This is a genomic window from Colwellia piezophila ATCC BAA-637 (assembly GCF_000378625.1).
Taxonomy (GTDB): Bacteria; Pseudomonadota; Gammaproteobacteria; order Enterobacterales; family Alteromonadaceae; genus Colwellia; species Colwellia piezophila.
In genome coordinates this window covers 377,666-401,119 of sequence record NZ_KB905161.1, presented here as the reverse complement: position 1 = coordinate 401,119, position 23,454 = coordinate 377,666, and the positions used below count along the sequence as shown (strand labels likewise).

The 23,454-nt window shown below is 38.9% G+C and carries 21 protein-coding genes and 1 tRNA gene; 10 read left to right on the top strand and 12 right to left on the bottom strand.

Going from position 1 to position 23,454, the window contains the following annotated elements; genetic code table 11:
- The first annotated feature begins 18 nt into the window (after window positions 1-18).
- The 3 genes from F580_RS0105025 (at window position 19) to F580_RS0105015 (ending at window position 2,822) form a co-directional block, all read left to right on the top strand.
- Window positions 19-1,227 carry a hypothetical protein gene (locus F580_RS0105025; protein ID WP_019026600.1) on the top strand — a complete coding sequence of 403 codons (1,209 nt, stop codon included), beginning with the start codon at window positions 19-21 and terminating at the stop codon, window positions 1,225-1,227.
- 67 nt (window positions 1,228-1,294) lie between these two features.
- Entirely contained in the window at window positions 1,295-2,068 is a 774-nt protein-coding gene (locus tag F580_RS0105020) for a PepSY domain-containing protein (protein WP_040356859.1), read from the top strand.
- Window positions 2,055-2,822 carry a PepSY domain-containing protein gene (locus F580_RS0105015; RefSeq protein ID WP_019026598.1) on the top strand — a complete coding sequence of 256 codons (768 nt, stop codon included), beginning with the start codon at window positions 2,055-2,057 and terminating at the stop codon, window positions 2,820-2,822. The genes F580_RS0105020 and F580_RS0105015 overlap by 14 nt, the downstream gene beginning before the upstream one ends.
- A gap of 251 nt (window positions 2,823-3,073) precedes the next feature.
- On the opposite strand, the gene F580_RS0105010 is transcribed toward F580_RS0105015, so the two are convergent.
- From F580_RS0105010 to pepA, 4 genes are all read right to left on the bottom strand, one after another.
- The gene (locus F580_RS0105010; protein WP_011041587.1) at window positions 3,074-3,283 is read right to left on the bottom strand and encodes a cold-shock protein; all 210 of its coding nucleotides are present in this window, start codon (window positions 3,281-3,283) and stop codon (window positions 3,074-3,076) included.
- A 475-nt stretch (window positions 3,284-3,758) separates the two neighbouring features.
- Entirely contained in the window at window positions 3,759-6,629 is a 2,871-nt protein-coding gene (locus F580_RS0105005) for a valine--tRNA ligase (RefSeq protein WP_019026597.1), read from the bottom strand.
- Window positions 6,630-6,789: 160 nt separating this feature from the next.
- Window positions 6,790-7,275: a DNA polymerase III subunit chi gene (locus tag F580_RS0105000; protein WP_019026596.1), complete on the bottom strand. Its 486-nt coding sequence runs from the start codon at window positions 7,273-7,275 to the stop codon at window positions 6,790-6,792.
- A gap of 98 nt (window positions 7,276-7,373) precedes the next feature.
- Window positions 7,374-8,879, bottom strand: a complete 1,506-nt coding sequence (gene pepA / locus F580_RS0104995) for a leucyl aminopeptidase (RefSeq protein ID WP_019026595.1) — start codon at window positions 8,877-8,879, stop codon at window positions 7,374-7,376.
- Between the two features lie 414 nt (window positions 8,880-9,293).
- Between pepA and lptF the strand changes: the two genes are divergently transcribed.
- Entirely contained in the window at window positions 9,294-10,460 is a 1,167-nt protein-coding gene (gene lptF / locus F580_RS0104990) for an LPS export ABC transporter permease LptF (protein WP_019026594.1), read from the top strand.
- On the top strand, window positions 10,460-11,524 hold the full coding sequence (lptG, locus tag F580_RS0104985) for an LPS export ABC transporter permease LptG (protein WP_019026593.1): 1,065 nt from the start codon (window positions 10,460-10,462) through the stop codon (window positions 11,522-11,524). Before lptF ends, lptG begins: the two co-directional genes overlap by 1 nt.
- A gap of 161 nt (window positions 11,525-11,685) precedes the next feature.
- Here lptG and F580_RS0104980 read toward each other — a convergent pair whose 3' ends face one another.
- The 3 genes from F580_RS0104980 to F580_RS0104970 form a co-directional block, all read right to left on the bottom strand.
- Entirely contained in the window at window positions 11,686-12,186 is a 501-nt protein-coding gene (locus F580_RS0104980) for an RDD family protein (protein WP_019026592.1), read from the bottom strand.
- 231 nt (window positions 12,187-12,417) lie between these two features.
- A complete protein-coding gene (locus tag F580_RS0104975; protein WP_019026591.1) occupies window positions 12,418-15,528 on the bottom strand; it encodes an efflux RND transporter permease subunit in 3,111 nt (1,036 codons plus the stop codon).
- 24 nt (window positions 15,529-15,552) lie between these two features.
- Window positions 15,553-16,653, bottom strand: a complete 1,101-nt coding sequence (locus F580_RS0104970) for an efflux RND transporter periplasmic adaptor subunit (protein WP_019026590.1) — start codon at window positions 16,651-16,653, stop codon at window positions 15,553-15,555.
- A gap of 161 nt (window positions 16,654-16,814) precedes the next feature.
- On the opposite strand from F580_RS0104970, the gene F580_RS0104965 reads away from it, so the two are divergent.
- Window positions 16,815-17,435 carry a TetR/AcrR family transcriptional regulator gene (locus tag F580_RS0104965; protein WP_019026589.1) on the top strand — a complete coding sequence of 207 codons (621 nt, stop codon included), beginning with the start codon at window positions 16,815-16,817 and terminating at the stop codon, window positions 17,433-17,435.
- A gap of 423 nt (window positions 17,436-17,858) precedes the next feature.
- A tRNA-Leu gene (locus F580_RS0104960) sits at window positions 17,859-17,943 on the top strand.
- Between the two features lie 69 nt (window positions 17,944-18,012).
- Here the strand turns inward: F580_RS0104960 and F580_RS23995 are convergent.
- On the bottom strand, window positions 18,013-18,444 hold the full coding sequence (locus tag F580_RS23995) for a DUF6641 family protein (protein WP_051092048.1): 432 nt from the start codon (window positions 18,442-18,444) through the stop codon (window positions 18,013-18,015).
- A gap of 84 nt (window positions 18,445-18,528) precedes the next feature.
- The gene (locus tag F580_RS0104950; protein WP_019026587.1) at window positions 18,529-18,825 is read right to left on the bottom strand and encodes a DUF6626 family protein; all 297 of its coding nucleotides are present in this window, start codon (window positions 18,823-18,825) and stop codon (window positions 18,529-18,531) included.
- 632 nt (window positions 18,826-19,457) lie between these two features.
- On the opposite strand from F580_RS0104950, the gene F580_RS0104945 reads away from it, so the two are divergent.
- Together F580_RS0104945 and F580_RS0104940 are read left to right on the top strand one after the other, a co-directional pair.
- A complete protein-coding gene (locus F580_RS0104945; RefSeq protein WP_019026586.1) occupies window positions 19,458-20,039 on the top strand; it encodes a hypothetical protein in 582 nt (193 codons plus the stop codon).
- Between the two features lie 233 nt (window positions 20,040-20,272).
- Entirely contained in the window at window positions 20,273-20,584 is a 312-nt protein-coding gene (locus F580_RS0104940) for a hypothetical protein (RefSeq protein WP_019026585.1), read from the top strand.
- 324 nt (window positions 20,585-20,908) lie between these two features.
- Here F580_RS0104940 and F580_RS23990 read toward each other — a convergent pair whose 3' ends face one another.
- A complete protein-coding gene (locus F580_RS23990) occupies window positions 20,909-21,484 on the bottom strand; it encodes a tyrosine-type recombinase/integrase (protein ID WP_019026584.1) in 576 nt (191 codons plus the stop codon).
- Between the two features lie 200 nt (window positions 21,485-21,684).
- Here F580_RS23990 and F580_RS0104930 point away from each other — a divergent pair, with 200 nt between their 5' ends.
- Complete coding sequence (locus tag F580_RS0104930) at window positions 21,685-21,999, top strand: hypothetical protein (RefSeq protein WP_019026583.1); 315 nt, start codon at window positions 21,685-21,687, stop codon at window positions 21,997-21,999.
- A gap of 27 nt (window positions 22,000-22,026) precedes the next feature.
- Here the strand turns inward: F580_RS0104930 and F580_RS0104925 are convergent, their stop codons facing one another.
- Both F580_RS0104925 and F580_RS0104920 read right to left on the bottom strand, forming a co-directional pair.
- The gene (locus tag F580_RS0104925; RefSeq protein ID WP_019026582.1) at window positions 22,027-22,989 is read right to left on the bottom strand and encodes a reverse transcriptase family protein; all 963 of its coding nucleotides are present in this window, start codon (window positions 22,987-22,989) and stop codon (window positions 22,027-22,029) included.
- Window positions 22,961-23,272 carry a helix-turn-helix domain-containing protein gene (locus F580_RS0104920; protein WP_019026581.1) on the bottom strand — a complete coding sequence of 104 codons (312 nt, stop codon included), beginning with the start codon at window positions 23,270-23,272 and terminating at the stop codon, window positions 22,961-22,963. Before F580_RS0104920 ends, F580_RS0104925 begins: the two co-directional genes overlap by 29 nt.
- Between the last annotated feature and the right edge of the window lie 182 nt (window positions 23,273-23,454).

The following is a 23,454-nucleotide window of genomic DNA, read 5'->3' as shown; positions in this document are numbered from 1 at the left end:
ATTTTATAAAGGTTCACCATGACGTTGGTTTTTTATCCCCTAGCTGTTTTTTTTATCGCCATCTCCACAAGTTTTATTACCAATGCCACAAGTCCTAGCACCATTGCTAAGACTGAACTAACTATTGAAGAGTTACGTCTTGAAAAAGCGCAGCAAGTTATGCCTATGCTCAATGATTACTTTGACTGGGCTGCTTTCCAAGGTAGTTGGTTGCAGGTGTCCGACTTCGCGCTTGCTCAACGGGCGATGAATAAGCTCGGTGATGAGCTTTGGCAATTCAGTAAAAAACAAGCTCAAAGTGGTAAAATAGTTGACGATAGGCCTTTATATTGGACTCGATTAGCTGTTCATGCTTTTATTAAATCCACTAAGAATAACTTTAGCCAAACCGAACTGGCAAGTTTGTTAGAAAGCTTCGAAAAAAGCTCTCGCGGTTACCGTGATATGGCTTATGTAAAATCGACCGATAAGCGCATATTTTTAACCGGTTTTGATCCCTTCCTGCTCGATCGAAATTTAAAGCAGTCAAATCCATCCGGATTAGCGGCCTTATTGCTTGATGGTAAAATTATTAAATACAGTGGTATTATCGACGGTGTTAAAAAGACCATTACCGCAGAAATTAATACCGTGATGGTACCGGTGCGTTATGCCGATTTTGACCAAGGTGAAATAGAAAGTTTACTTGCGCCTTTTTATGCGCTTAATAGCGTGGACTTGATTGCTACACTCTCTATGGGGCGCAGTGATTTCGATTTAGAACACTTCCCAGGTTTAAGGCGCAGCTCCACGGCACCAGATAATGTCAATATTTATACTGGCGCTAATAAAGCTAACCCTTTAGTACCTAGTTTGCTTAAAGCACCGCTAATGGGGGATGAATTTGTACTTTTTAGTTTACCTTATCAAGCAATGATGCAAGCCAAAGGCAAGTATAAAATTAATGATAACCGTGGTGTAACAATACTCGCCTCAGGAAAGGCTAAAGATATCACTGCCAATAGCTTAGCTGAGCTGAAGGGGAAAGTGTCAGTACAAGGTGGTGGCGGTGGTTATTTATCAAATGAAATATCCTATCGCAGTATTGCGCTGCGCAATAAACTTGGCTCAAGTATTCCTACCGGCCATATTCATACCCCACGTATTAGTGGTTTTGATGCCAAAACCAATCAAGCCATTATGGGACAAATAGAAGCCATGTTAGTACAAGCGTTAGCAGAAATTTAAAGGTTGTACCTAGCCGGTACAATTGAGCAGGTATCATGAAGCGGCATAATGTAAGGGAGATGGTTTAGTGTCTTGGCATAGAAATAGTCGAAAGTATCATAAGTGGTTAATGCTGTTCGTGGGCTTACAATTTGTTGTTTGGTCTATCACAGGTACCTATATGGTACTAATGGATATCGATTATATACATGGTGATTCGTTAGTTGCAGAAGAAAAGCAGACCATAAGTGCTGAGCAGGTTAACTATAGCTTTAAACAGCTATTAGTCGCTCATCCACAGGCCAGTAAAATTAAACTTGGTTTAATGCTTAATCAAGCGGTGTACCGTTTTAACCTCAACAAAGAAAAAGTGACCATTTCTGCAGAAGATGGCCAGCAACTTTCACCGATAAATGAACGTTTAGCGACTGAAATTGCTCGGCAAAGTTATGCTAATAAAAATGCCGTGATAACCAGTGTTAAGTTGATCACAGACAATCCTCCACGGGAGCTCAGTGCTCGGAATTTACCGGTATGGCGCATTGATTTTGATGACTTTGCTAGCCCAAGTTTTTATATCAGTGCCAATGCTGCTCAGCTAGTGACTAAGCGACATAACTTTTGGCGTGTATTTGATTGGATGTTTTCATTTCATGTTATGGATTATATCGACGAATCCCCAGACAATAAGTTACTACGGGTTTTTTCTATATTAGCTTTTCTTGCCAGTATATTTGGCCTAGTACTTACTTACTACCGCCTATCTCCATCGCAGACCAAGCGCAGCAAAGGAAAGTCTCGTAGAGTTAAGTCCAGCCAAACCAAAGTAAAAATACTCGGGGCAGCTAATGAAAAAATCTAATGAAAACAGCTCGACATACTTTAAGTTATCAACCATCAAGTCACTGCATAAGTGGTTATCATTATTGGTTTTTATCCAATTGTTTATTTGGCTAGGCACCGGCATATTTTTTAACTGGATGGATCATGCTAAAGCGAGTGGTAATCAATATAGGCAAGCATTTGTTAAGCAAGATATTGACCCTCAGCGTTTGCTTGCTCCCCATAGAGTCTTAGTTGCCAGTAATTCCCCTGCTAGTGAGATAACCTTGGTGCAGCGACTTGGGCAGCCGTATTACTTATTAACCCATGATAAAGGCTTATATAGCCACTTTGACAGCCACTTTAGCTTAGTTGATGCTTATACTGGCACCGTTAAGCAAATAGATATTGAAATGGCATCTGCGCTTGCCCAGTCTAGTTACAGTGGTTCAGGAAAAATAGCGGAGGTATTGTTGGTTAGGCCTCCGATCGCTGATTTTTTAAAAGAGAAAAATAATTTATGGCAAGTCAATTTTATCGATGAACTCGATACGAGTGTCTATATCAATGCTAGCTCAGGTCGTTTAGTGGGTCACAGTAATGAAGATAAACGCTTTGTTGATTTTTTCTTTATGCTGCACTTTATGGATTACGCTATATTTGGCCAAGATGCTGTTGGCGGTTTCAATAATTGGCAGATTATCTTTTTTGCTATCTTAACCTTGCTGTTTTGTTTGACTGGTTTGATTTGGACGGTAGAGTTATTAATACAAGGACGTTATAAAGTTAGGTAGGCGCAGCAGTTGGTTATTTAATTATTAGTTTTACTGTAAAGGTATGTTTAAACCTAAGAATAACTAATCATTACTTTAGGGGCTTAATGGCTTAATGGGTAGGATTTAAGAATTAGGAAAGCTATCAAGGGTAGGGCTTAGAGGCGCAGGATTAAAACCTAAAATAGGGAGAAATAAAGCAACAGGCACAAAAAAACGAAGGACGAGTTAAACTCATGCTTCGTTTTTTTAGCTTAGCTTATAAGTTAAACTTATACAGCTAGTACGTTTTCTGCTTCAGGGCCTTTTTGACCTTGTTTAACAGTAAAAGTAACTGCTTGACCGTCAGCTAGAGTACGGAAACCGTCTCCAGAGATAGCGCTGAAGTGAACAAACACGTCAGGACCATTTTCTTGCTCTATAAAACCGAAACCTTTAGTTTCGTTGAAAAATTTAACTTTACCAGTAACTGTATCAGACATACTAACATTTTCCCGTAGTCATAAAATAATAATGTGGCTCTATTCCAGAATGGATAGAAACCGTTTTCACCCGAGTAAATGCCCTCTACCAAAAAGTACAGGAAGAGGAAGGAACAAACCATATTCGACACAAATAATGCTTCAAACAACAGTTTGCATTGTTTAAAATCTGTCTGTGTAGAATAATCAAGTATATCAATACACTAAAGTGTATAAGATAGAAAACCTACAACAAAAGTCAGTATAAACCTTCATCTGCAACGCAAGAACTCAACGCAAAAGCAGTCTAGCATAGTTATTTTTAATATGCTTTATAAAAAATTAGATTAGTTCAACATTTCTTAGTTTTAAATGAGAGTGGCTATCAAAGCTAGTGGAAATGTAGTGATAAGAGGTTTTACTGAGGGTTAAATAAAAAAGTGACCACTAGTTAGACCAGTCGTCACTTTATTTTTCTATGGGTAAGTATTGTGAATTACAGCGCTGCTATTTGCTCTTTTTGCTCAAGCATTTTAGCGAGGGCAGACTCTGCGTCGGCCAATTTAGCTTTTTCTTTTTCAATAACCGCTGCAGGGGCTTTACCAACGAAGTTCTCATTACTAAGCTTACCACGGGTTCTCGCCGCATCTTTTTCAAGCTTATCCATAGCCTTATCTAAACGGGCCAACTCGGCTTCTTTATCGATTAAACCAGCCATTGGAATAAGTACCGATAAATCACCAACAACAGCAGATGCCGAAGCAGGGCCTTGTTCGTGTTCAGCTAATATGGTGATACTTTCAAGTTTTGCTAGCGTTAATAAGAATTGCTCGTTACTGCTCAAACGACGTTGATCAAGGTCACTGACATTTTTAAGCAATACCGGTAATTCTTTACTTGGTGATATATCCATTTCGCCGCGAATATTTCGAATGGCAACAATAAATTGTTTTACCCATTCTAAGTCATCAATCGCTTGTTGATCGCACTTGCTCTGATCAAATTGAGGGAAGGCTTGAATCATAATTGAATCACCCACCTTACTAAAGTCACTTAATGGCTGAACACGCTGCCAAATCGTTTCGGTGATAAAAGGCATAATCGGGTGCATTAAGCGCAATAAGCTTTCTAATATGTTTACTAAGGTATGACGAGTACCGCGTTGTTGTGCTTCATTACCCTTGAATAATACCGGCTTAGTGAGCTCTAAGTACCAATCACAAAATTGGTTCCAGGTAAATTCATACAAAGCTTGTGAGGCAAGATCAAAACGGTAAGTATCAAAGGCTTCGTGAACCGTTTTTACTGTTTGTTCGAACTGGCCTATGATCCAACGATCAGCAAGAGATAATTCCATTTCGCCAGGTGCGCCGTTTTCTGAAGCTTGACCACAATCGAATTCCTCGGTATTCATCATTACGTAACGACTAGCATTCCATAATTTATTGGTAAAGTTACGGTAACCTTCAAGACGCTTCATGTCCCAGCTAATATCACGACCAGTAGTCGCTACTGAGGTTAAAGTGAAACGTAACGCATCAGTACCGTGTGCTTCAATGCCGTTTGGATATTCTTTTTTGGTCAGTTTTTCAATTTTCTTGGCAAGTTTTGGCTGCATCATATTGCCGGTACGTTTTTTCAATAAGTCTTCAAGAGAAATACCATCAATCATATCTAACGGATCAACCACATTACCTTTTGATTTACTCATTTTATCGCCATTTTCATCACGAATAAGGCCGGTCATGTAAATCTTTTTGAAAGGGATTTGTGCTTTACCATTTTCATCTTTGTTAAAGTGCATGGTCATCATGATCATGCGGGCAACCCAGAAGAAAATAATATCAAAACCTGTTACCAAGACATCGGTAGGATGGAAGGTTTTTAAATCTTCAGTTTCTTTAGGCCAACCTAGCGTTGAGAAAGTCCATAAAGCTGATGAGAACCATGTATCAAGTACATCCTCGTCTTGTCTTAATTTCATGTCGTCGCTAATTGGGTTATTAGCACGAACTTCTGCTTCATTGCGGCCAACATACACTTTACCGCTTTCGTCATACCAAGCTGGGATTCTATGTCCCCACCATAGTTGACGTGAAATACACCAATCTTGAATGTTGTTCATCCAAGAAAAATACATGTTTTCATATTGCTTAGGGACAAATTCAATTTGACCGTCTTTAACGGCTTCAACTGCAGGGCCGGCTAATTTTTCAACACGTACATACCATTGGTCAGTAAGAAGTGGCTCAATGATAACGCCGGATCTATCACCGTAAGGGGCAACTAAATCATGGTCTTTAACTTCAACCAATAAACCGAGCTCATCAAACTTAGCAACGATAGCTTTACGGGCAACAAAACGATCCATACCGGCGAATTCGCTTGGTAATTCAGTGCTGTAAACATCAGATTTTTCGCCTTTGGTATCATAAACTTCAGCGTTAGCTAAAATAGCGGCATCTTTATCTAAGATGTTTATTTGTGGCAATGCGTGACGTTTACCAACTTCATTATCATTAAAGTCATGTCCAGGGGTGATTTTTACACAACCCGTGCCTTTATCCATATCGGCATGGTCATCACCAACTATTGGGATTAAACGATTTACTAACGGTAATAAAATCTGTTTACCAATTAAGTCTTTATAACGAGGATCTTCTGGGTTTACTGCAACACCCGTGTCGCCAAGCATAGTTTCAGGTCGAGTGGTCGCTACCACTAAATAGTCAAGACCATCGGCTGTTTTTGCACCATTAGCAAGCGGGTAACGCAAGTGCCACATGTGGCCTTTTTTATCTTTGTTTTCAACTTCTAAATCTGAAATAGCGGTATGGAATTTAGGATCCCAGTTTACTAGGCGTTTACCACGGTAGATTAGGTCGTCTTCAAATAAACGTACAAAGACTTCTTGTACGGCTTCAGACATACCGTCATCCATAGTAAAGCGTTCACGAGTCCAATCGATAGAGTTGCCTAAACGGCGCATTTGTTTGCTTATAGTGCCGCCAGACTCTTCTTTCCATTCCCAGATTTTATCGATAAAACCTTCACGACCATAATCATGGCGCGTTTTGTCTTCTTCAGCAGCAATCTTACGTTCAACTACCATTTGTGTCGCGATACCAGCATGATCGCAACCTGTTTGCCATAAGGTGTTTTTACCTTGCATGCGTTGGTAACGAATAAGCGTATCCATGATGGTTTGCTGAAAAGCATGACCCATATGTAAACTACCCGTAACATTAGGTGGTGGAATAGCAATGCTGTAACTGTCACCTTCGCCTGTAGGGCTAAAGTAACCTTGCTCTTCCCAGCTGGTGTAGAGGGACTGTTCAATGTCGGTAGGGTTAAAGGTTTTTTCCATCATAGTATCCGGTAATAAGTTTAGTATTATTCGTTGTTTTATTGTCGTAGTGCTTATCTGCAAAATTTAGCAATAAAAGACTAACAAAGTAAAAGCGCGCTACAGTAGATGCACACTTATAGAGTTCTGTATTTTTTGTGCCTGTTATAGCTCAGAGAAGCTACTCATTAGCAGGCTCACTTGGTAGAGGGGCAGGCACGGTTACCGTTTGGTTATCTACTTGAAAGCCCCATTGTCGGCAAGTTTTAAAGCGTTCTCTCGCTTGTTGTTTAAGTGTTTCATCACTGGGTACAAAATCAACGATAAATTGAAATTGATTAGCAAAGTTAGGCACAGTACTGGTTAAGTTAATCAGTACTGGGCGACGTCCTTGCGGAGCTTGATAGCCTATTTCAACAACAGCACCTTGTTTTGGGCCTTCGCCGACGAGGTTATGTGGTACAAAACTGTCGCTATCAAATGCCCAAAGCATTTCATCAACTTGTTCAGCGTGCTGTTTATCTTGGGTATAAATATATACCCGTTGATTTTGGCGGTAGAAATAACTGGCTTGCAAACAAGCATGATAAATCGCAGAACGAGTATCTTTATCACTCTCATCTGTAACTTCATCTTTAAGTAGATAAAACATTACTTGGCTTTGCATTGTTTTCGCCTAAGTTAATTTGTAGTAGCGGCTTTAACCGCGATTAAGCTCATACTCGTGTATGAGCGTGACAATCGGGAATAAATTCCCTGCTACAATTACTCGCCTTGCTCTTGACCGGCACGGTTCAGTAAAAATTGCGTTAGCATGCTTACCGGGCGACCAGTAGCACCTTTATTTTTACCACTGCGCCATGCTGTGCCCGCAATATCTAAATGGGCCCAGTTATACTTCTTAGTGAATTTTGATAAGAAACAAGCCGCGGTAATAGTGCCGGCCTCTTTGCCACCTAAATTGGTAAAGTCAGCAAATGGGCTTTCAAGTTGATCTTGATAATCATCCCATAACGGCAAGCGCCATGCTCTGTCACCGCTTTGCTCTGAAGCATTTAATAGCTCGTGGGCAAGAGGATTATGACTACTTAATAGCCCGGTCGCATGTGCACCAAGTGCAACTACACAAGCACCGGTTAAAGTTGCTACATCAATAACCGCATCAGGGTTAAAACGCTCAACATAGGTAAGTGCGTCACATAAAACTAAACGACCTTCGGCATCAGTATTTAGTACTTCAACCGTTTGCCCAGACATAGTTGTTAAAATATCACCAGGACGATAAGCATTACTGCTTGGCATGTTCTCACAACCCGCTAAAACGCCAATAACATTGATAGATAAGTTAAGTTCGGCAAGGGCATGCATAGCACCTAAAACACCAGCAGCACCACCCATATCATATTTCATTTCGTCCATGCCTAAGCCTGGTTTTAATGAAATACCACCACTGTCAAACGTTAAGCCTTTACCGACCAGAACGAGTGGTTTTGAATCATCACCAGCACCATCATATTTAATAATGCTCATTAATGATTCATTGACAGAGCCACGACCTACAGCAAGGTATGAACCCATGCCAAGCTCTTCCATTTCTTTTTCGCCAACAACCGTGGTAGTGACCTTTTCATAATCACTGTCAAGGATCTTTGCTTGTTCAGCAAGATAAGCCGGATTACAAATGTTTGGCGGCATGTTGGCAACATTCTTACAGGTAGTAACACCCTCAGCAATGGCCAATGCATGATGAACAGCGCGCTCACCAATAGGTAATTCACGACGTGTTGGTACATTAAATACGATTTTACGTAAAGGGCGGCGAGGCTCGGCTTTACGTGTTTTTAAACTATCAAAGCTGTATAAACCATCTTGTGCGGCTTCTACTGCTTGACGTACTTTCCAATAAATATCACGGCCTTTAACATGTAGTTCAGATAAGAAACATACTGCTTCCATTGAACCGGTTTCATTTAAGGTATGAATTGTTTTGGTAATGATTTGACGATATTGACGTTCATCAAGCTCGCGCTCTTTACCACAGCCAACGAGTAAAACACGTTCGCTTAAAATATTAGGCACATGATGCAATAATAACATCTGTCCTGATTTACCTTCTAAATCACCTTTACGTAAAAGGTTGCTTATGTAACCGCCACTTATTTCATCAAGCTGTTCGGCTGTACCGCTAAGTCTACGTGGTTCAAAAACACCCACTACAATACAAGCGCTACGTTGTTTTTCGGGACTGCCGCTTTTTACACTGAACTCCATGACTTTTCCTTTTACAAATTTGTTGGGTGTTTATTTAGGTATTTAATTCGCTTAATACCAATTAGGCGAATTAATTGCTCACTTAGCTGATCTATTGGGAACTGATGAGTAAATTGATCACATCATAAAATGAATTAAATATAGAATAACTATGTTTGATGCATTTTGCTTGTTCTAAGCTCGTTAATGTAGTTTTAAGTTGCTCAATTAGTTAATCAGCTTGGTATAACTTGCTAAAATAAGTAAAAAATAGCACTCTTGGCTATTCAATTGATATCGCTAAGGGCTATAATTATAGTCGCACTCATCAATATTCGTTAGTTACTGACTATATAGTTTACTTATGAAAACGACAAGTTTACTCAATATTTGCCATTATGTCAGAAAAATACTACGTTTTTACGGGATCTTTTTGTGATCATTTTTCGTTATTTATTAAAAGAAGTCGCCAAAACACAATTAGCAGTATTTTTTGTGTTAATGACTATTTTTATCAGTCAAAAGTTTGTTCGTGTTCTCGGCGATGCTTCAGAAGGAAGTATCCCTGGACAATTGGTGATGACCTTTATTGCCCTAAAAATACCTGATTTGGCCGGTTTTATTTTACCTCTTAGTTTATTTCTAGGGGTTTTACTCGCTTATGGTCGCATTTATGCAGACAGTGAAATGACCGTGTTGCACGCTTGCGGTGTTAGTGAATGGTATGTGGTACGGGTAACGCTCGTCTTAGCCGTTATTACCGCCATCTTTACCGGTGTTTTTACTTTATACCTTGCGCCACTCGCCTCAGAATATCAATATCAAGTAAAAGAGGAACTCGCTGCCGATTCTGGCTTAAGTGCCTTAGTGTCAGGGCGTTTTCAACAAACGGGTAACCAAGATGCTGTAGTGTTTATCCATGATAAAGACCGTAAAAATAACAGCTTTAATAAGGTGTTTGTTGCTCAAATGCCATCAGGCGCTGATGCCGATGCCAGCATTATCAACTCAAGTTTAGTCTACGCTAAAAGTGGCCGAGTTTTTGAGGATGAAACAGGCTCGCAACAATTAGTACTCGGCGATGGTATTCGTTACCACAGAGATATTAATACCAATGAATTCCAATCTGTTGCCTTTAAAAAATATTATATCCAAATTAAAGATCAAGAAGTTGAGCATAAACACCGAAAATTAAGCGCTTTAACCACAGTTGAGCTTTATAATAACATTTCGCCAGAATTAGAATCAGCTTATCGCGCCACAATCCAATGGCGAATAGCCTTTCCTTTACTGTGTATTATCCTCGTTTTTATTGCCGTACCGTTAAGTGTGGTTAACCCAAGGCAAGGTAAATTCGCTAAAATGTTACCGGCATTGATGCTCTTTTTAGGCTATTTGTTATTGTTAACGTCAATGCGTTCAGCCATCGAAAAAAATGCTATTCCCAGTGCTATCGGCTTATGGCCTATCCATTTCAGTGCCTTATTTATCGGCATTATGCTGTTAATGAAAGAACGCAGTAGTGGCCGTATTCTCAAAGCAAAATTTCCGCGTTTTAAACGTAAATCAGCCGCTAGTAACAATCAAGAAAAGGAAAAATAATGCGTATTCTTGATCTTTATATTGGCCGCATCATTGCTTCGACAACATTTATCACCTTGGCGGTATTTGTTAACGTCAGTGGCATTATTAAATTTGTTGAACAAATGCGCGCGATAGGGCGAGGTAATTACGACTTAGCTCATGCGGCATTATACGTATTGTATGCGGTACCACGCGATGTAGAAATATTCTTTCCTATGTCGGCATTAATTGGCGGTTTAATAGGTATCGGCATGCTTGCTAGTAATAGTGAACTGGTGGTAATGCAGGCCGCGGGTCTATCGAAGTTAGACATTATCAAATCGGTGATGAAAACCGCTATTCTATTGATTATCGTCAGTATGGCTATTGGTGAATGGTTAGCGCCAAGCGGGGAAGCCAAGGCACGTGAGATACGTGCGCAGGCTATTTCGGGCGGTAGCTTAATTGCCTCTAAAAACGGCGTATGGGCTAAAGATGGAGATTACTTCGTTAATATTGGTGAAGTGCTCGACAAAGGTCAATTGAAAAAAGTGCAAATTTACGGCTTTAATGAACAATTGGAAATTGATAGTTGGCTTTCTGCGAAAAGTGCTAAATATCAAGAGAATAGTTGGTTGTTGACGGATGTAGAGGAGTTCATCTTATTAGAAGATAAGATCATTACTAAAAAGCATAGTCAAAAAATTTGGAATTCGTCACTCACACCGAAAAAACTGAGTGTAGTAACGGTAACACCAGAGTCACTTTCTTTACGTGGTTTAATTGATTATTTAGATTATTTAGAAGCAAATGAACAAGATTCTAGCCGATATCAGCTCGCCTTCTGGCGAAAAATAATGCAGCCATTCACCGTTGCGGTAATGTTGCTAGTGGCACTTTCATTTATTTTTGGACCTTTGCGCACTGTTTCTATGGGGGCGCGCATTATGATGGGCGTTTTTACCGGTATACTCTTTTTTATTAGTAATGAAGTGTTAGGCTCATTAAGTTTAGTGTTTCAGTTGCCGCCAATACTGGGGGCGACGCTACCGAGTATAATTTTTGTTAGTTTTGCTTGGTACTTTATTAGCAAGAAAGCTTAAGTACTGAATTAAGTAAAGCTAACAAATTTGCTAATACTTATCGTCATTCCCGAGGTTGCTTGTCGGGAATCTAACATTGTTCGCGGCTAAAGTCGCTCCTACAGGCACACTGTAGGAGGGTGTTTACGCCCGAACGTTTTCTCATAGTCTGGCATCAGAGGCTACAGCCTGCCTCGGTTCGCATCTAGCGACAGCACTACCACTTCAGTTTTGGTCAGTCTATCTTGTAAACTCAGCTTATTCTTCCGATCAACAATAACTAAAATATTACCTAAGCCTAATAACGTCGGCACTAAGCGTTTAAGGGCTGTGGTTTTACTTAACAGTGAGCCATCAAGATTTTGTAGGCGCAAACGCCATGCTCTCATACCGAGTGTTTGGCCATTTTTAGTCCAGAAATAGACAAAGAAAAAAACCACCCAAGCCATTTTCCATAATTCATTTGGCCACTTTAACCAAGCGGTATTGGCAATAGTATCGGAAAAATGTTGTTCGCCTTGCATGCCATACAGACCCATATAATGGCCTAGATATATTAATAAAAAAGAAACCGCTCCCGCTACCATATAGACGGAAAAAGACAGCAGGAAATCATAAATCCATGAGCCAAAACGTCGTCTAAAGCCAGCGCGAGGAAAAGTAGCAGGGGTGTTATCAGTCATTTAATCTTCTTTATCTAGAATGTTTACGAGTAAACAGAGGAGTGGGCTAATTGGCGCAGTTTAGCAAAATTTAGTTGAGTTGAGTATACCCGCAGGGCGAATAACTAAGAAGCTTAGCTTGCTACGAATATCCGTTAAACAGGCCAAAGCCTACTCGCTGAGATTCCGTGTTAAAGAACCTAGCGAGTATGTCAGCCGTTATTTTCAATGCTCTAGCGCACAGAACTATGTTTAGCTCATGCTTGGTAAGGGACTTGGATTTTTTCGGGTGTCAGTAATTTTATAAAAACTACAATACAGGGCAGGTACCACCGCTAAGGTTAAAATAGTGCCTATACCGAGGCCAAAGGCGATAACATTTGCCATACCGTAAAAGAGTGGGTCATTGCCAATAATTAACGGTAAAAGGCCCATAACCGTGGTGATAGTTGTCATAGCAATTGGCCTTAAACGTGTTAAACAGGCATCAATCACTGCTTGATAGTCAGATTTTCCAGACGCGCGTTCAATTTTTATTCTATCAATTAAGACAATGGCATTATTTATAATAATGCCCGCTAAGCTATACAAGCCTAACGTGACCATAAAGCCAAAAGGTGCTTGCATCAAAAATAGCCCTAAGACAGCGCCAATAAAAGATAGCGGGATAGTTAGGGTAATTACCGCTGCTTGTCTGAAGGAGTTAAATTGCGCCACTAATAATATTAATACTAACCCTAACACTATCGGCATACTCGCGCCCAAGGCTTTTTGCGCTGCTTTAGACTCCTTAATAACACCATCATACTCAATGCGATGATTTATCGGCAAATCGATGGCTAAGGCTTGAATTTTTTTATCAATAACAAGCTTAAGATCTTCTGCGGCCATGTCGCTATTGCGCGCTTGAATACTAATGGTACGGAACAAATCTTCATGATGAATAATCGAAAATTGATTGTAAGGTGCTAAGTTCGCCACTTGAAATAAAGGTACGGTTTGCCCCGTTTTATTAGAGTAGATGTTTAGTGTTCTAAGCCGGTCTAGATCTTCTCTTTCAGTTTGCTTTGCTCTTAATACCACCGGGATAACATTATCACCTTCGCGAAACTCAGTAATTTTAGATCCGGAAAAATAAGCTTCTAGCGCTTGCGCTATTTCTTCAGAAGTTAGCCCTGATCGTTTTGCTCTATGTTGATCTATTTGCACATCTATCTTAGTAATTAAGTTTTCCCAATCGGTTCGTATATCAAGCGTATTGGGAACATCGTGTAATACCGCCATAATTTTCTGGGCTTTTTTATAAATAACTTCTTTGTCAGGACCCTTCACTTGAATTTTAATCGTGCTTGAGTCTGACGGCCCTAAAAACATTTTCTTCACGCGCGCTGATACGTTAGGGAAGTTATGCTCTATTTGCTCATCAAGTTTTAATACGGTGGCACTGATATCAGTACCATCTTTAACATTTAATACCATGAAGCCCTTATTTTGCGCAGGGTCTTCTGGGTTTAGTGACATCACAAATCTTGGCCCACTAAAGCCGACATAAGCAGAATAACTGTCAATAAAGTCAAAACGATTATCATCGTCTAACCAGGTGAAAATATCTTTCATCTGGCGATTTGTTTCTTTGGCAGAGGTACCATTTGGTAAGTCGATATTCACCAGTATTTGGGTACGGTCTGAGTCAGGGAAAAACTGTTTCGCGACATACTTCATCGAAATGATAGCGCCAATAAATAACGCCAACATAGCCATCATAAACAACGCTTTATGTTTAAGTAGCCAATGTAAAAAGGCTTCATAGTAACGATAAAATTTACTGGACTGTGTTTGTGGTGAGGTTTCGCTACTAGCATTATCACCTTTAGATTTGGTGTTTTTCGGCACTTTAATAAAGAAGTAACACAGCAGTGGGGTGACGCATAAAGCCAATATCCAGCTCGTTAGTAGGGTAATCAGAATTACCAATGATATTGAACGAGTGTATTCACCAGCAACATGCTCAGCCAACATCAAGGGTAAGAAAAACAAAATAGTTGTTACCGATGAACTGAGTAGGGGAATTGCCAACTCTTTGCTACCTTGCAACATAGCATCATAACGAGCAATGCCTTCTTCTAAGCGGCGCTTAAAGTCTTCAGCGATTACAATGCCATTATCAACTAATAAGCCGAGCGAAATAATAAGGGTCGCTAAACTCATGCGCTCGAGTTTCATATCACTAAACTGCATGATACTTAATGTGGTTAACATCACAAAAGGTACAATAGCGCCAACAATTAAGCCGGTGCGTAAACCTAAAAATAGAATAACAACCACTAGCACAATCGCTAAGGTCTGCAGTACATTGACCGAGACACCATTAATGGTTTTTGCTACTTGATCGGCTTGATAAGTGGCAATGTTAAGCTGGTAACCGATAGGTAAACTCGACTCAATTTCATTTATTTTATCGAGTACACGTGGCGCGTATTCTAAAATATTGTCTTGCTGCAACATCGAGATAGCAAAAAGTATTGCGGGCTGACCATTCCAATAAGCAGTTTTATCAGGGGGATCGATAAAATCACGGCGTAAAGTTACCACATCTTTTAGGGCAATAAAGTCTTCACTATTGGGGATGTTGATGTAAGTATTGCCAATATCCTCGAGACTAGAAAAGTTGCCTGAAGGCTCAACAATAAAACTAACCGCGCCTATATTTACCTGACCACCAGAGCGAACAATGTTCTGCTTTTGTAATTCATTGATAAGTGATTGCGGAGATATACCTAGTTGAGAGAGCCTAGCATTCGAAGCTTCTAGAAATATTCGTTCTTCCTGGCGACCTAATATCTCAATTTTCTTGGTGCCCTCAACGCCATATAGGGTATCGCGAATATGTTGGGCAATATCATACATTTCACCTAAGTCAAAACCATCAGCGGTCAGTGCTAGGGTGACAACCGATACATCACCAAATTCATCATTAACAAAAGGTACATGCGTACCTGAGGGCATTTTTCTATGGGCAGCAGTCACTTTATTGCGCAGGTTTTGCCAAATATCATCAAGGTTAAAATAGCGGTCGTAAATTTTAACGTGAATGATCGAAATACCAGTCGCTGAACTCGACTTTATTTCTTTGACTTCGGGTATCTTACGTATTTCTTCTTCAAGTTTTTTAGTGATTAGCTGTTCTATTCTATCGGGTGCCATGCCTGGAAAAGAAGTACTGACAATCGCTTCACGAATGGTAATTGTCGGATCTTCTTGTGCAGGTAAAGTGAAATAGGCAAATATACCGTTAACAAGTAGCACAGCCATAATCAAAAACACGCTTTTTCGATAAGTAAAAGCAAGTTGGGTAATGTTCATCAGATTTCCTAATTTTATCTTAGCTTAGTTAAAGCGCTGGATGTTTTTATCAACCAAACTGACTTGTTGGCCATCTCGTAGAAAGGCAACACCGGCAGTGGCAATAATATCGCCTTGTTTTAAGCCTGATGAAATGAACACTTCATTTTTGAAAATATTTTCTGTTTGTACCTGCGTTTTAATGACTTGTTGAGTCTGACTGTTATAGACAAATACATAGGATTTTTGTGCTAAACCGGCACTCAATGCTGTGACAGGAATACTTATAACATCACCTTTATGACCCGTTCTGCCCGTTCCGGCAAAAGAAAATTCGACTTCGGCTGTCATGCCCGCACGTAATAAAGCATTATCACCTTGTAGCACAACAGTGACAGGGAAGGCATTAGCGAACTCTGCACGCGTGCCAATTTCAGTAATACGAGCTTGCATAGTTAATTCAGGTAAAACAGGGAACTTGATGGGGATAATCGCATTATGAGTTAATTCGCGAATCAGCGTTTCTGGTACCATGACATGAATCTCAAGACCGTGCTTGCCTTCAATTTCAAAGAGCGATTGTCCTGCGGATATTTGTTGGGAAGGCTCAAATAAGCGTTTAGTAATAATGCCGTCATAGGGCGCTAATAAAATACTGTCTTCTAAGCTTTTACGGGCAATATCTAGTTGGGCCTGAGTCACATCAGCAGCACTTTTACTGGCATCATAATTTGCTTTGGCGTTATCAAAGCCTGATTGTGATACAACACCTTGCTTAAGTAGTTTCTCGTATCGTTTATGGCTATTGAATGCGTCCAACAATGTCGCTTGGGCTTGTTGATATTTCGCTTGAGCAGACTGTAAGCCTAAATTAAAATTTCGTTGATTTAAACGCGCTAACTCTTGCCCTTTGACAACCTCATTACCTAAGTTCACGTGAATTTTTTGCAGCTTACCATGCACTTCAAAACTCAGTTTTGTTGCTTCTACTGGAGCAACAATGCCTGACAGAGTGCGGATTTGTTCAAAAGGGCTTATGACTACCTTGGTCCACATGATAGGGCGAATTGGCTTAGTTATTTCTTTAGCCGGTTCATTACAACCAACGAGAAATAAAGTCATTAATACAAATAAAAGCGGGCGCATGCGTGTTCCTTTGGGTGCTTTAACTGAGTAAAGTGCAGGGATATCCCTATTAGTAAAGATCATTTTTGTAACACTGTACAATTGGTACTACACAGTACCAGATATTTTGGTACTATACAGTACCAAAGTCAACAACATAATTACATTTACGGCAATCACCAATGGTTACAGCGAGTACTTTAGATATAACAAAACTTAGCGACAGAGGCCTGTTGATACTTGATGCAGCACAAACACTTTTTTATCAACAAGGCTTTGATGAAACATCTTTAGCGATGATCATAACTAAGACCGGCGGCTCAAGGCGTTCTATTTATAACGAGTTTGGTAATAAGCAGGGCTTGTTAATGGCGGTTATTCAAAGACAAGTAACAGTGCAAACGGCAACGCTAACCTCGATAAATCGTGATGTTTCAGCAAAAACCGCACTGAACCAAGTCTGTTTTAAGTTTGTAAAAGGTATGTTATCGCCAGAGTTGATGTCACTCTTTCGCTTAGTGGTACAGCAAGTGGTGAAGTTTCCAGAGTTAGGCGAAATGATTTATCAAAAAGGACCGATGACTGGTATTTTACCTTTAGCCGATTATTTGCAGTGGTTGACTGAGCAAAAATTATTAAAAATTGAAAACTGTCATTTTAGTGCGCAAATGTTGATTGAAATGGCAAAAGGGCCATTGCATACCCGAAGTTTATTATTGCCTAACAAAGAAGTCACCGATGAGGAAATTAGCCAACAGGTAGAGCAGGCCGTCGAACTCTTTTTAAATGCCCATCATCTTTAAATTATTAGTTTCTAAGAAAGAGTAGGCAGCATTCGGACAAATAAACGGCAGTTAAAGCTATATCAGGCTAACTTGCGAAAAAGGTGTTGCTTACTGAACTAAGTTTCGTATAATGCCCACCTCTTTAGCTTCTTGCCTAAATAGGGTTGTAGATAGAAGAGATAGTTTGCAAAGACTTCAGTTTTCCAATGAAAATTTAATTCTTTGCAAATCGCAAAAGTAGGTTAAACCCTATGCCGCAGTGGTGGAATTGGTAGACACGCCGGATTCAAAAAACAAAGCGTATTCGCTGTGATTTTTGTAACTCATTGAAAGTTAAATTTCTTTCAATTAAAAATAAATAAAAATTACTCGTAAAGTTTTGTAAAGTTTCTTGTGAAGTAATTTTACAAAACCTTATGTTTCATGAGGTGAAAGAGTATTGCCGCAGTGGTGGAATTGGTAGACACGCCGGATTCAAAATCCGGTTTCGAAAGAAGTGACGGTTCAAGTCCGTCTTGCGGTACCATTATATGAAAGCCCTGATAGAAATATCAGGGCTTTTTTATTGGCCTGTATTTAATAGAATATATGCCACTTACTTTTTAGTCTTGCTAAATGCTTCAAAGTTAGTCGTAAACTCGCCTTGCTCTGTTGCTTCAATCAACTTATCAATCACAACAGGTAGTTGCTTTTTATCACCAACTTCAATAGCAGTTTCACTTTTTGAACCCAACTTAAACGCAACATTTGAGTATTTCACCTCAATAAAAAATGTGCTATCAACTTCAAAAAACCAAGCACGTACTTTTTTTGGTATCTGTAACGTCGTTTTCTCACCTGTTTGCTCGTCAATAACTGCTTTTTCTTTGTAAGAAACGTACTGCTTACCTTTAATTAAAAACTCCGCCATTAAGCGTTGTTCACGTAAGTTTTTAATCAACTTGTTTTGTTTGCGTACGATTGGGTCAACGTTTTTTTCTACTTGCTTAACGCTTAATTTAAGTGAACCAATAATTGATTTAGCCATAATCTGTGACCTTGTTTTGTTAGTAAAGCCACACAGTACAGCCGTATTGAAACTTTCGGCAATCACCAATGTTAAACAAGTTTCCTATGCAGCGTAAAAGGCTTGCTCACATACTGCTTGTATTTCCGCATTCACACGTTTTTGTAAGTCTTGTACTGCTAGGCGCTGCACCTCTGTACTACTTTCCTCCTGTAATCGCGCTAGTTTCCTCCGTAAGCAATAATTCAAATGCACAAGCACATCGGTATTCAATTTATCCCCACGCGCCTTAACAACGCTATAGTAACTCCTGTACTTGCCACAGTAATTTTCTGAAAAATCTAATCCCGTCCTGCACAATCCAACTTGAACCAATTTGTCATAGCATTCTTGTAATTCCATTTACTTCTCCTTATATTTGCATTGCATTTGCAATACTTGTATTTATCAAACCAGTTAAAAACACCTACTCATACCAACCTGTAAAGTACCTAAAAATAACGCACCCAGTTAAATAATTTCACACCTAAAAATAACAAGGTCAACGTACCCCCTAATTAAGAAATACGTATTTTCCAGTTAATTAAATTAATCAACGCATTAAATTGAACGGTAGTGCCACCAACCAAATTTGACGGACATCGAGCACTTTATGGTTAGTTTAATAAACGACTCTGCCACTAAACCCATCAGGTATAACCAACTGTAATTCAGGCAGTTTAGTTGTTTTTATTGGTCGGATAACCACCAGAAAAAGTCAAAACATGGTATATGTTTAATACAAGTTTAAGGTATCTCTCACCTCTTTTTGCACTTAATTCAGTGCATACACACAACACCTCACACAGTTTATGCCGTTCAGGTAGGTATTGTTTTACTTGTTAAAAAACTAACCCGTTAGTGATCTGCGCTTAATACTAAGTGTGCTTCATTGGCTAGTTAAAAAGTGCTGCTTTTGCACGGTTTTTGAGGGCAAATTTAGCAAGAAAGGATAAATAGATTTACTGCACGAGCAGTATGAAAAGGAATTTGATATGAAAAAAAATAAAGACAAGGTACTTATAGTAAATGAAAAACTTGAACTGGCAAGGGCAGTAATACAGGCAGAGTTTAGTAAAACGTATGTACGGAGCGGTTTACGCGAAGCGCTAATGAGTTATGTGTTAAATGCAAGTTTAGACTTTGATTACGCAGTAACACTAACGTTTAGTGATAGGTACGGCAGGTATGGAAAAAAGCATGTGATAAATGAGCAAGAGGCAAGAAATATAGGTAGGTACTTTTGCAGTTTATTTAATGAAGCAATGGGTTTTAACAACTACAGGCAAAAGGTAGGCAAAGATAAGGCACAGAAAATAATGATGTTTGCAGTATTGGAGCAAGGAAGTATAGATAAAAGGTGGCATTACCACGCTATTTTTGCTTTAGGTGGCAAAGTATTGAGTATTAAATTATTGGAAGATGAACTGTTTGGTTGTTGGAAAAGAGCAGGAGGCGGCAAAGTAAATGACTTGCAAGAAATTTACAATACGGCTGGCTGGTTGGATTATATAACTAAAGAAATCAAAACGAACAGTGCGGAGGCTGTTAACTGGGATATGACGCACATTTATTGAGAGCGCAGACGGTGCACTAGCACTGGCTGGGTGAGCATATAAACATAATGTTAATGTGATGATAGATGTTAACAAGTGGCACAAGGAGCGTGCCACTTGTTGTTAAAGTGTGCGTAAAACAAAAGTAATTAAATCCACTAATAATTATACAACACACCCTTTAACAAAAATAATTAGACTAATCAAAGTTAATCAAAAGAGAAGTAAAAAATAACATTAAGGGAATTACACAGATGGACATAACAGGAAAATATAAAATAACAACTAAAGACCTAATAGGCTTACTAAGTAAAACTTACTTACCCAAAATAAAACGGTTGGGCAATAACAGTACATTAGACAAGGCAAGCGAGGCGGCAAGTAAAGCAGTAATAACTTGCCTACAAAACGCATTTAATGACAGCACAATAACAACTTATATAAGCACTGACGAAGACTGTAACTATTTGCTATGTGACACAAAACTGGATGATTGGCAGATATTTATAGGCTTTGACTTAAGTAGCAAAAACAACTGTATTATAGACGTAGTGGATGTACTTTAAGGCGAAGCGAGTAATTGAACTGATAAGCACAAACGACACGAGGGGCAAGACGCAGGAAGTTGCGCCTTTGTATAAAACCAAGCAGAACCCGCCAGATAACAGAAAAATTCGACGATGAAGACTAACAAATGACTGCATAACACCCAGCACAACTAAACAGTACATAGACGATACGAGCAAGTGAACTGGTAAGCGCAAGTGACGTAAGGGGTAGCAAGTAACGTTTTTACTTTCCTCTTTTTGCACAACAAAAATCAGTACTCAATGCTTGTTTTTACCGCTAAAATAGCACACAGAGGAGCACAGAGCGCACAACAAGTACGCTTATGCGAGTTCTGCTATTTCCTGTAATTGCACTGGGTTAGCAGAAAAATATAATTGTGTGGTACTTACATTTCGGTGCCCCATAAGTTCGCAAACCAAAAAACTATTCACTCCCTTACTTATTAATTTGGTGCAAAAACTACGTCTAAAACTATGTGAACTTCTGTTATGCGCTAAATTTGCATCTTCCAACACTTTTTTAATAACGCACACTGTACTGTGAGCACTAAGCGCACTGCCTTTGTTGCTAACAAGTAATGGGCTATTAGCATCTTTTTTTGATAAGCCCATTTGCACATAGTAAGCACTCAGTATTTTGGCTAACTTACTATTTGCTACGAAAGTTCTACTGTGGCTTTTACTCTGCTCCTTAGTCAAATGCACCATTTTTACAACTTCGCCATTTTTCATAAAGCAGTCACTAATTTTCAAAGAGCAAATTTCTTTAGCCCTTAATCCAGCAAACCAACCTAAATTAATTGCCAAATTATTACGAAGTCCAAATTTACCCGCACTTGCTACTTTGCTACATAGGGCAAATTGCTTCTCTGTTAAAATATCCGCTTGCTTAGTCATAATTTAGTCCAATCCCATAAAAAGTATGCAACAAGTATATTTTCATTGATGACACTCGGCACCGTTTTTAGGTAAAAACACAAAAAACGCATTTTCACTAATAATTTCAGTGAGGTACAGAATAAATATATGCTAATCCAACATAATATGTATTATATGGGATTAATGAATGGCTCATAAATAGGGTAAAGGGAGCGACCATGTACTTTTACGAAATACTAGAATCCAATTACCAACATAAGAAAAAGCAACTTATTGAAACATTGAGTAGGGAAGAATTACAGAACAATGATTATTATGAACTTGGGGCTGAAAAGATAACATTACGCCATATTCATAACTTACGAAAATCTAAAGACCATGCAGACAAAGAAAAGAAAAAGCGGCTAGAGTTTTTACCTACTATGTATGGTCTAGAAGGATCTTTGACCAACGACCAAAAAGTGGACTTAGAAAAAACCCGTATGGATAATGAAACCAAGTTAAGCATAGAGCGCATCAAAGCATTGCAATGAGGAGATAAATAAAAACTTAACTGCTCCTTAATAAGGTGTTGGGGTTTTGTGATTTCGAATGCTTCGTGCCTTATCTTTAAATTTTGGTTCTATAGCGGAGAGTGAGTTAAGTCTACCTAGGAGCCTATTTTTTAGGGTTTCTGGCATATAAGGGGTGTCTTTGAGGATTTTCCATTGTTCTATATCTTGATAGACATTTCTGTGCTGTTCGTTTTTAACAAATTGTTTGCCGTCTTTCAGTATGACGCCTGTAATTACCTTTGCATCATCCTTGGCGTATAGAACCGTTTTTACCGGATGTATTATATGCCCGTGACGTTCAACAATTCTCTTAATTGTTGATATAAATAATTTATTTAATTTATCCCCTGAAAAAGTTATATCATCAACATAAACAGACATTTTTATATCATGCTTTACTGCTATTTTTTCTAATTCCAAAAACATCCCAATATTAGCCCACAAAGCCAAAGGCATACTTATTCTGCTACCTGTTGGAAGATGCTCATTATAGGTGCAAATTTTTGATAATATGTCAGATACATCTGAAGAACACTTCATCTTTCTATTGAAAAAGTTAAATAAATGAGTCCTAGAGGTCGATGGGAAAAAAGAACGGATATCAGTTGTTAATACTTTATGGTGCCCTATATGGATGCGCGCATTCGTAATATGTGAGTGCTTCGCTCTACCAGAATGTACAAAATCTGGTATTTTTATCCGACACAAGAGACTGGCAATTCTCGTATGGACTTTATCTAACTCAAGGTTCGGGTGCTCAATTATCCGTTTTTTACCATTACTATTTACTTGCTCAAATACATTGTAATTGTCAGTATTTTTAATTAGAGCATTTAAAGTTACAGGTTCAAGTAAAAGTAAAGCCGCAAGTTTACGTTTAGTTGTTAGTTTATATAAAGGAGAGTCAGAAATTTCGTATGCTTTGTTTAATGTTTTAATCTTAAACTTGGGTCTTTTTTGTTTCTTCACGCTCAGTTACCCATTCCATGATATTTAATATCTTTGCTGCAAAAAAACGTTTGAATTTTTCTGGTATTTTTTTCTTGTCTTCTAATGACTCTGAAAAGAAAACTAATGAAGACATAGGTATATCAAATTGCTTTGAATATTTTTCGAGCAATTCTACACTTGCTGGTTTTTTACCAGATTCAATTTCACTCAAATAAGATTTAGAGATAGCAAGACTTTCGGCTAACTCAACTTGTTTTAAATTATGAAATTGTCTAATAATCTTTAATGCTTTATTTATCATGTGTATATTCCTTAAAAACTAAGGGGAACACTTGATATGAGCGCCCTTAGTTAACCGAAACAATTTAATAACCTCCAAATCCAATACCCAACTCTCATTAAGAGTTTGATAGCAGTCCAAAGTTTTCGTCGTTTCTTCTTCTTTAGGTCTTCAGTATCAAGTGCCTGCCAATAATCATTAAT

Bases quoted from the DNA above. Each gene is read 5' to 3' on its own strand.
- F580_RS0104970 (WP_019026590.1), bottom strand. From the start codon at position 16,653: ATGCGCCCGCTTTTATTTGTATTAATGACTTTATTTCTCGTTGGTTGT.
- F580_RS0104940 (WP_019026585.1), top strand. From the start codon at position 20,273: ATGGACATAACAGGAAAATATAAAATAACAACTAAAGACCTAATAGGC.
- F580_RS0104945 (WP_019026586.1), top strand. From the start codon at position 19,458: ATGAAAAAAAATAAAGACAAGGTACTTATAGTAAATGAAAAACTTGAA.
- F580_RS0104930 (WP_019026583.1), top strand. From the start codon at position 21,685: ATGTACTTTTACGAAATACTAGAATCCAATTACCAACATAAGAAAAAG.
- F580_RS0105025 (WP_019026600.1), top strand. From the start codon at position 19: ATGACGTTGGTTTTTTATCCCCTAGCTGTTTTTTTTATCGCCATCTCC.
- F580_RS0104920 (WP_019026581.1), bottom strand. From the start codon at position 23,272: ATGATAAATAAAGCATTAAAGATTATTAGACAATTTCATAATTTAAAA.
- pepA (WP_019026595.1), bottom strand. From the start codon at position 8,879: ATGGAGTTCAGTGTAAAAAGCGGCAGTCCCGAAAAACAACGTAGCGCT.
- F580_RS0104975 (WP_019026591.1), bottom strand. From the start codon at position 15,528: ATGAACATTACCCAACTTGCTTTTACTTATCGAAAAAGCGTGTTTTTG.
- F580_RS0105010 (WP_011041587.1), bottom strand. From the start codon at position 3,283: ATGTCTGATACAGTTACTGGTAAAGTTAAATTTTTCAACGAAACTAAA.
- F580_RS0105000 (WP_019026596.1), bottom strand. From the start codon at position 7,275: ATGCAAAGCCAAGTAATGTTTTATCTACTTAAAGATGAAGTTACAGAT.
- F580_RS0104950 (WP_019026587.1), bottom strand. From the start codon at position 18,825: ATGGAATTACAAGAATGCTATGACAAATTGGTTCAAGTTGGATTGTGC.
- F580_RS23995 (WP_051092048.1), bottom strand. From the start codon at position 18,444: ATGGCTAAATCAATTATTGGTTCACTTAAATTAAGCGTTAAGCAAGTA.
- F580_RS0104965 (WP_019026589.1), top strand. From the start codon at position 16,815: ATGGTTACAGCGAGTACTTTAGATATAACAAAACTTAGCGACAGAGGC.
- F580_RS0105005 (WP_019026597.1), bottom strand. From the start codon at position 6,629: ATGGAAAAAACCTTTAACCCTACCGACATTGAACAGTCCCTCTACACC.
- F580_RS23990 (WP_019026584.1), bottom strand. From the start codon at position 21,484: ATGACTAAGCAAGCGGATATTTTAACAGAGAAGCAATTTGCCCTATGT.
- F580_RS0104980 (WP_019026592.1), bottom strand. From the start codon at position 12,186: ATGACTGATAACACCCCTGCTACTTTTCCTCGCGCTGGCTTTAGACGA.
- lptG (WP_019026593.1), top strand. From the start codon at position 10,460: ATGCGTATTCTTGATCTTTATATTGGCCGCATCATTGCTTCGACAACA.
- F580_RS0105015 (WP_019026598.1), top strand. From the start codon at position 2,055: ATGAAAAAATCTAATGAAAACAGCTCGACATACTTTAAGTTATCAACC.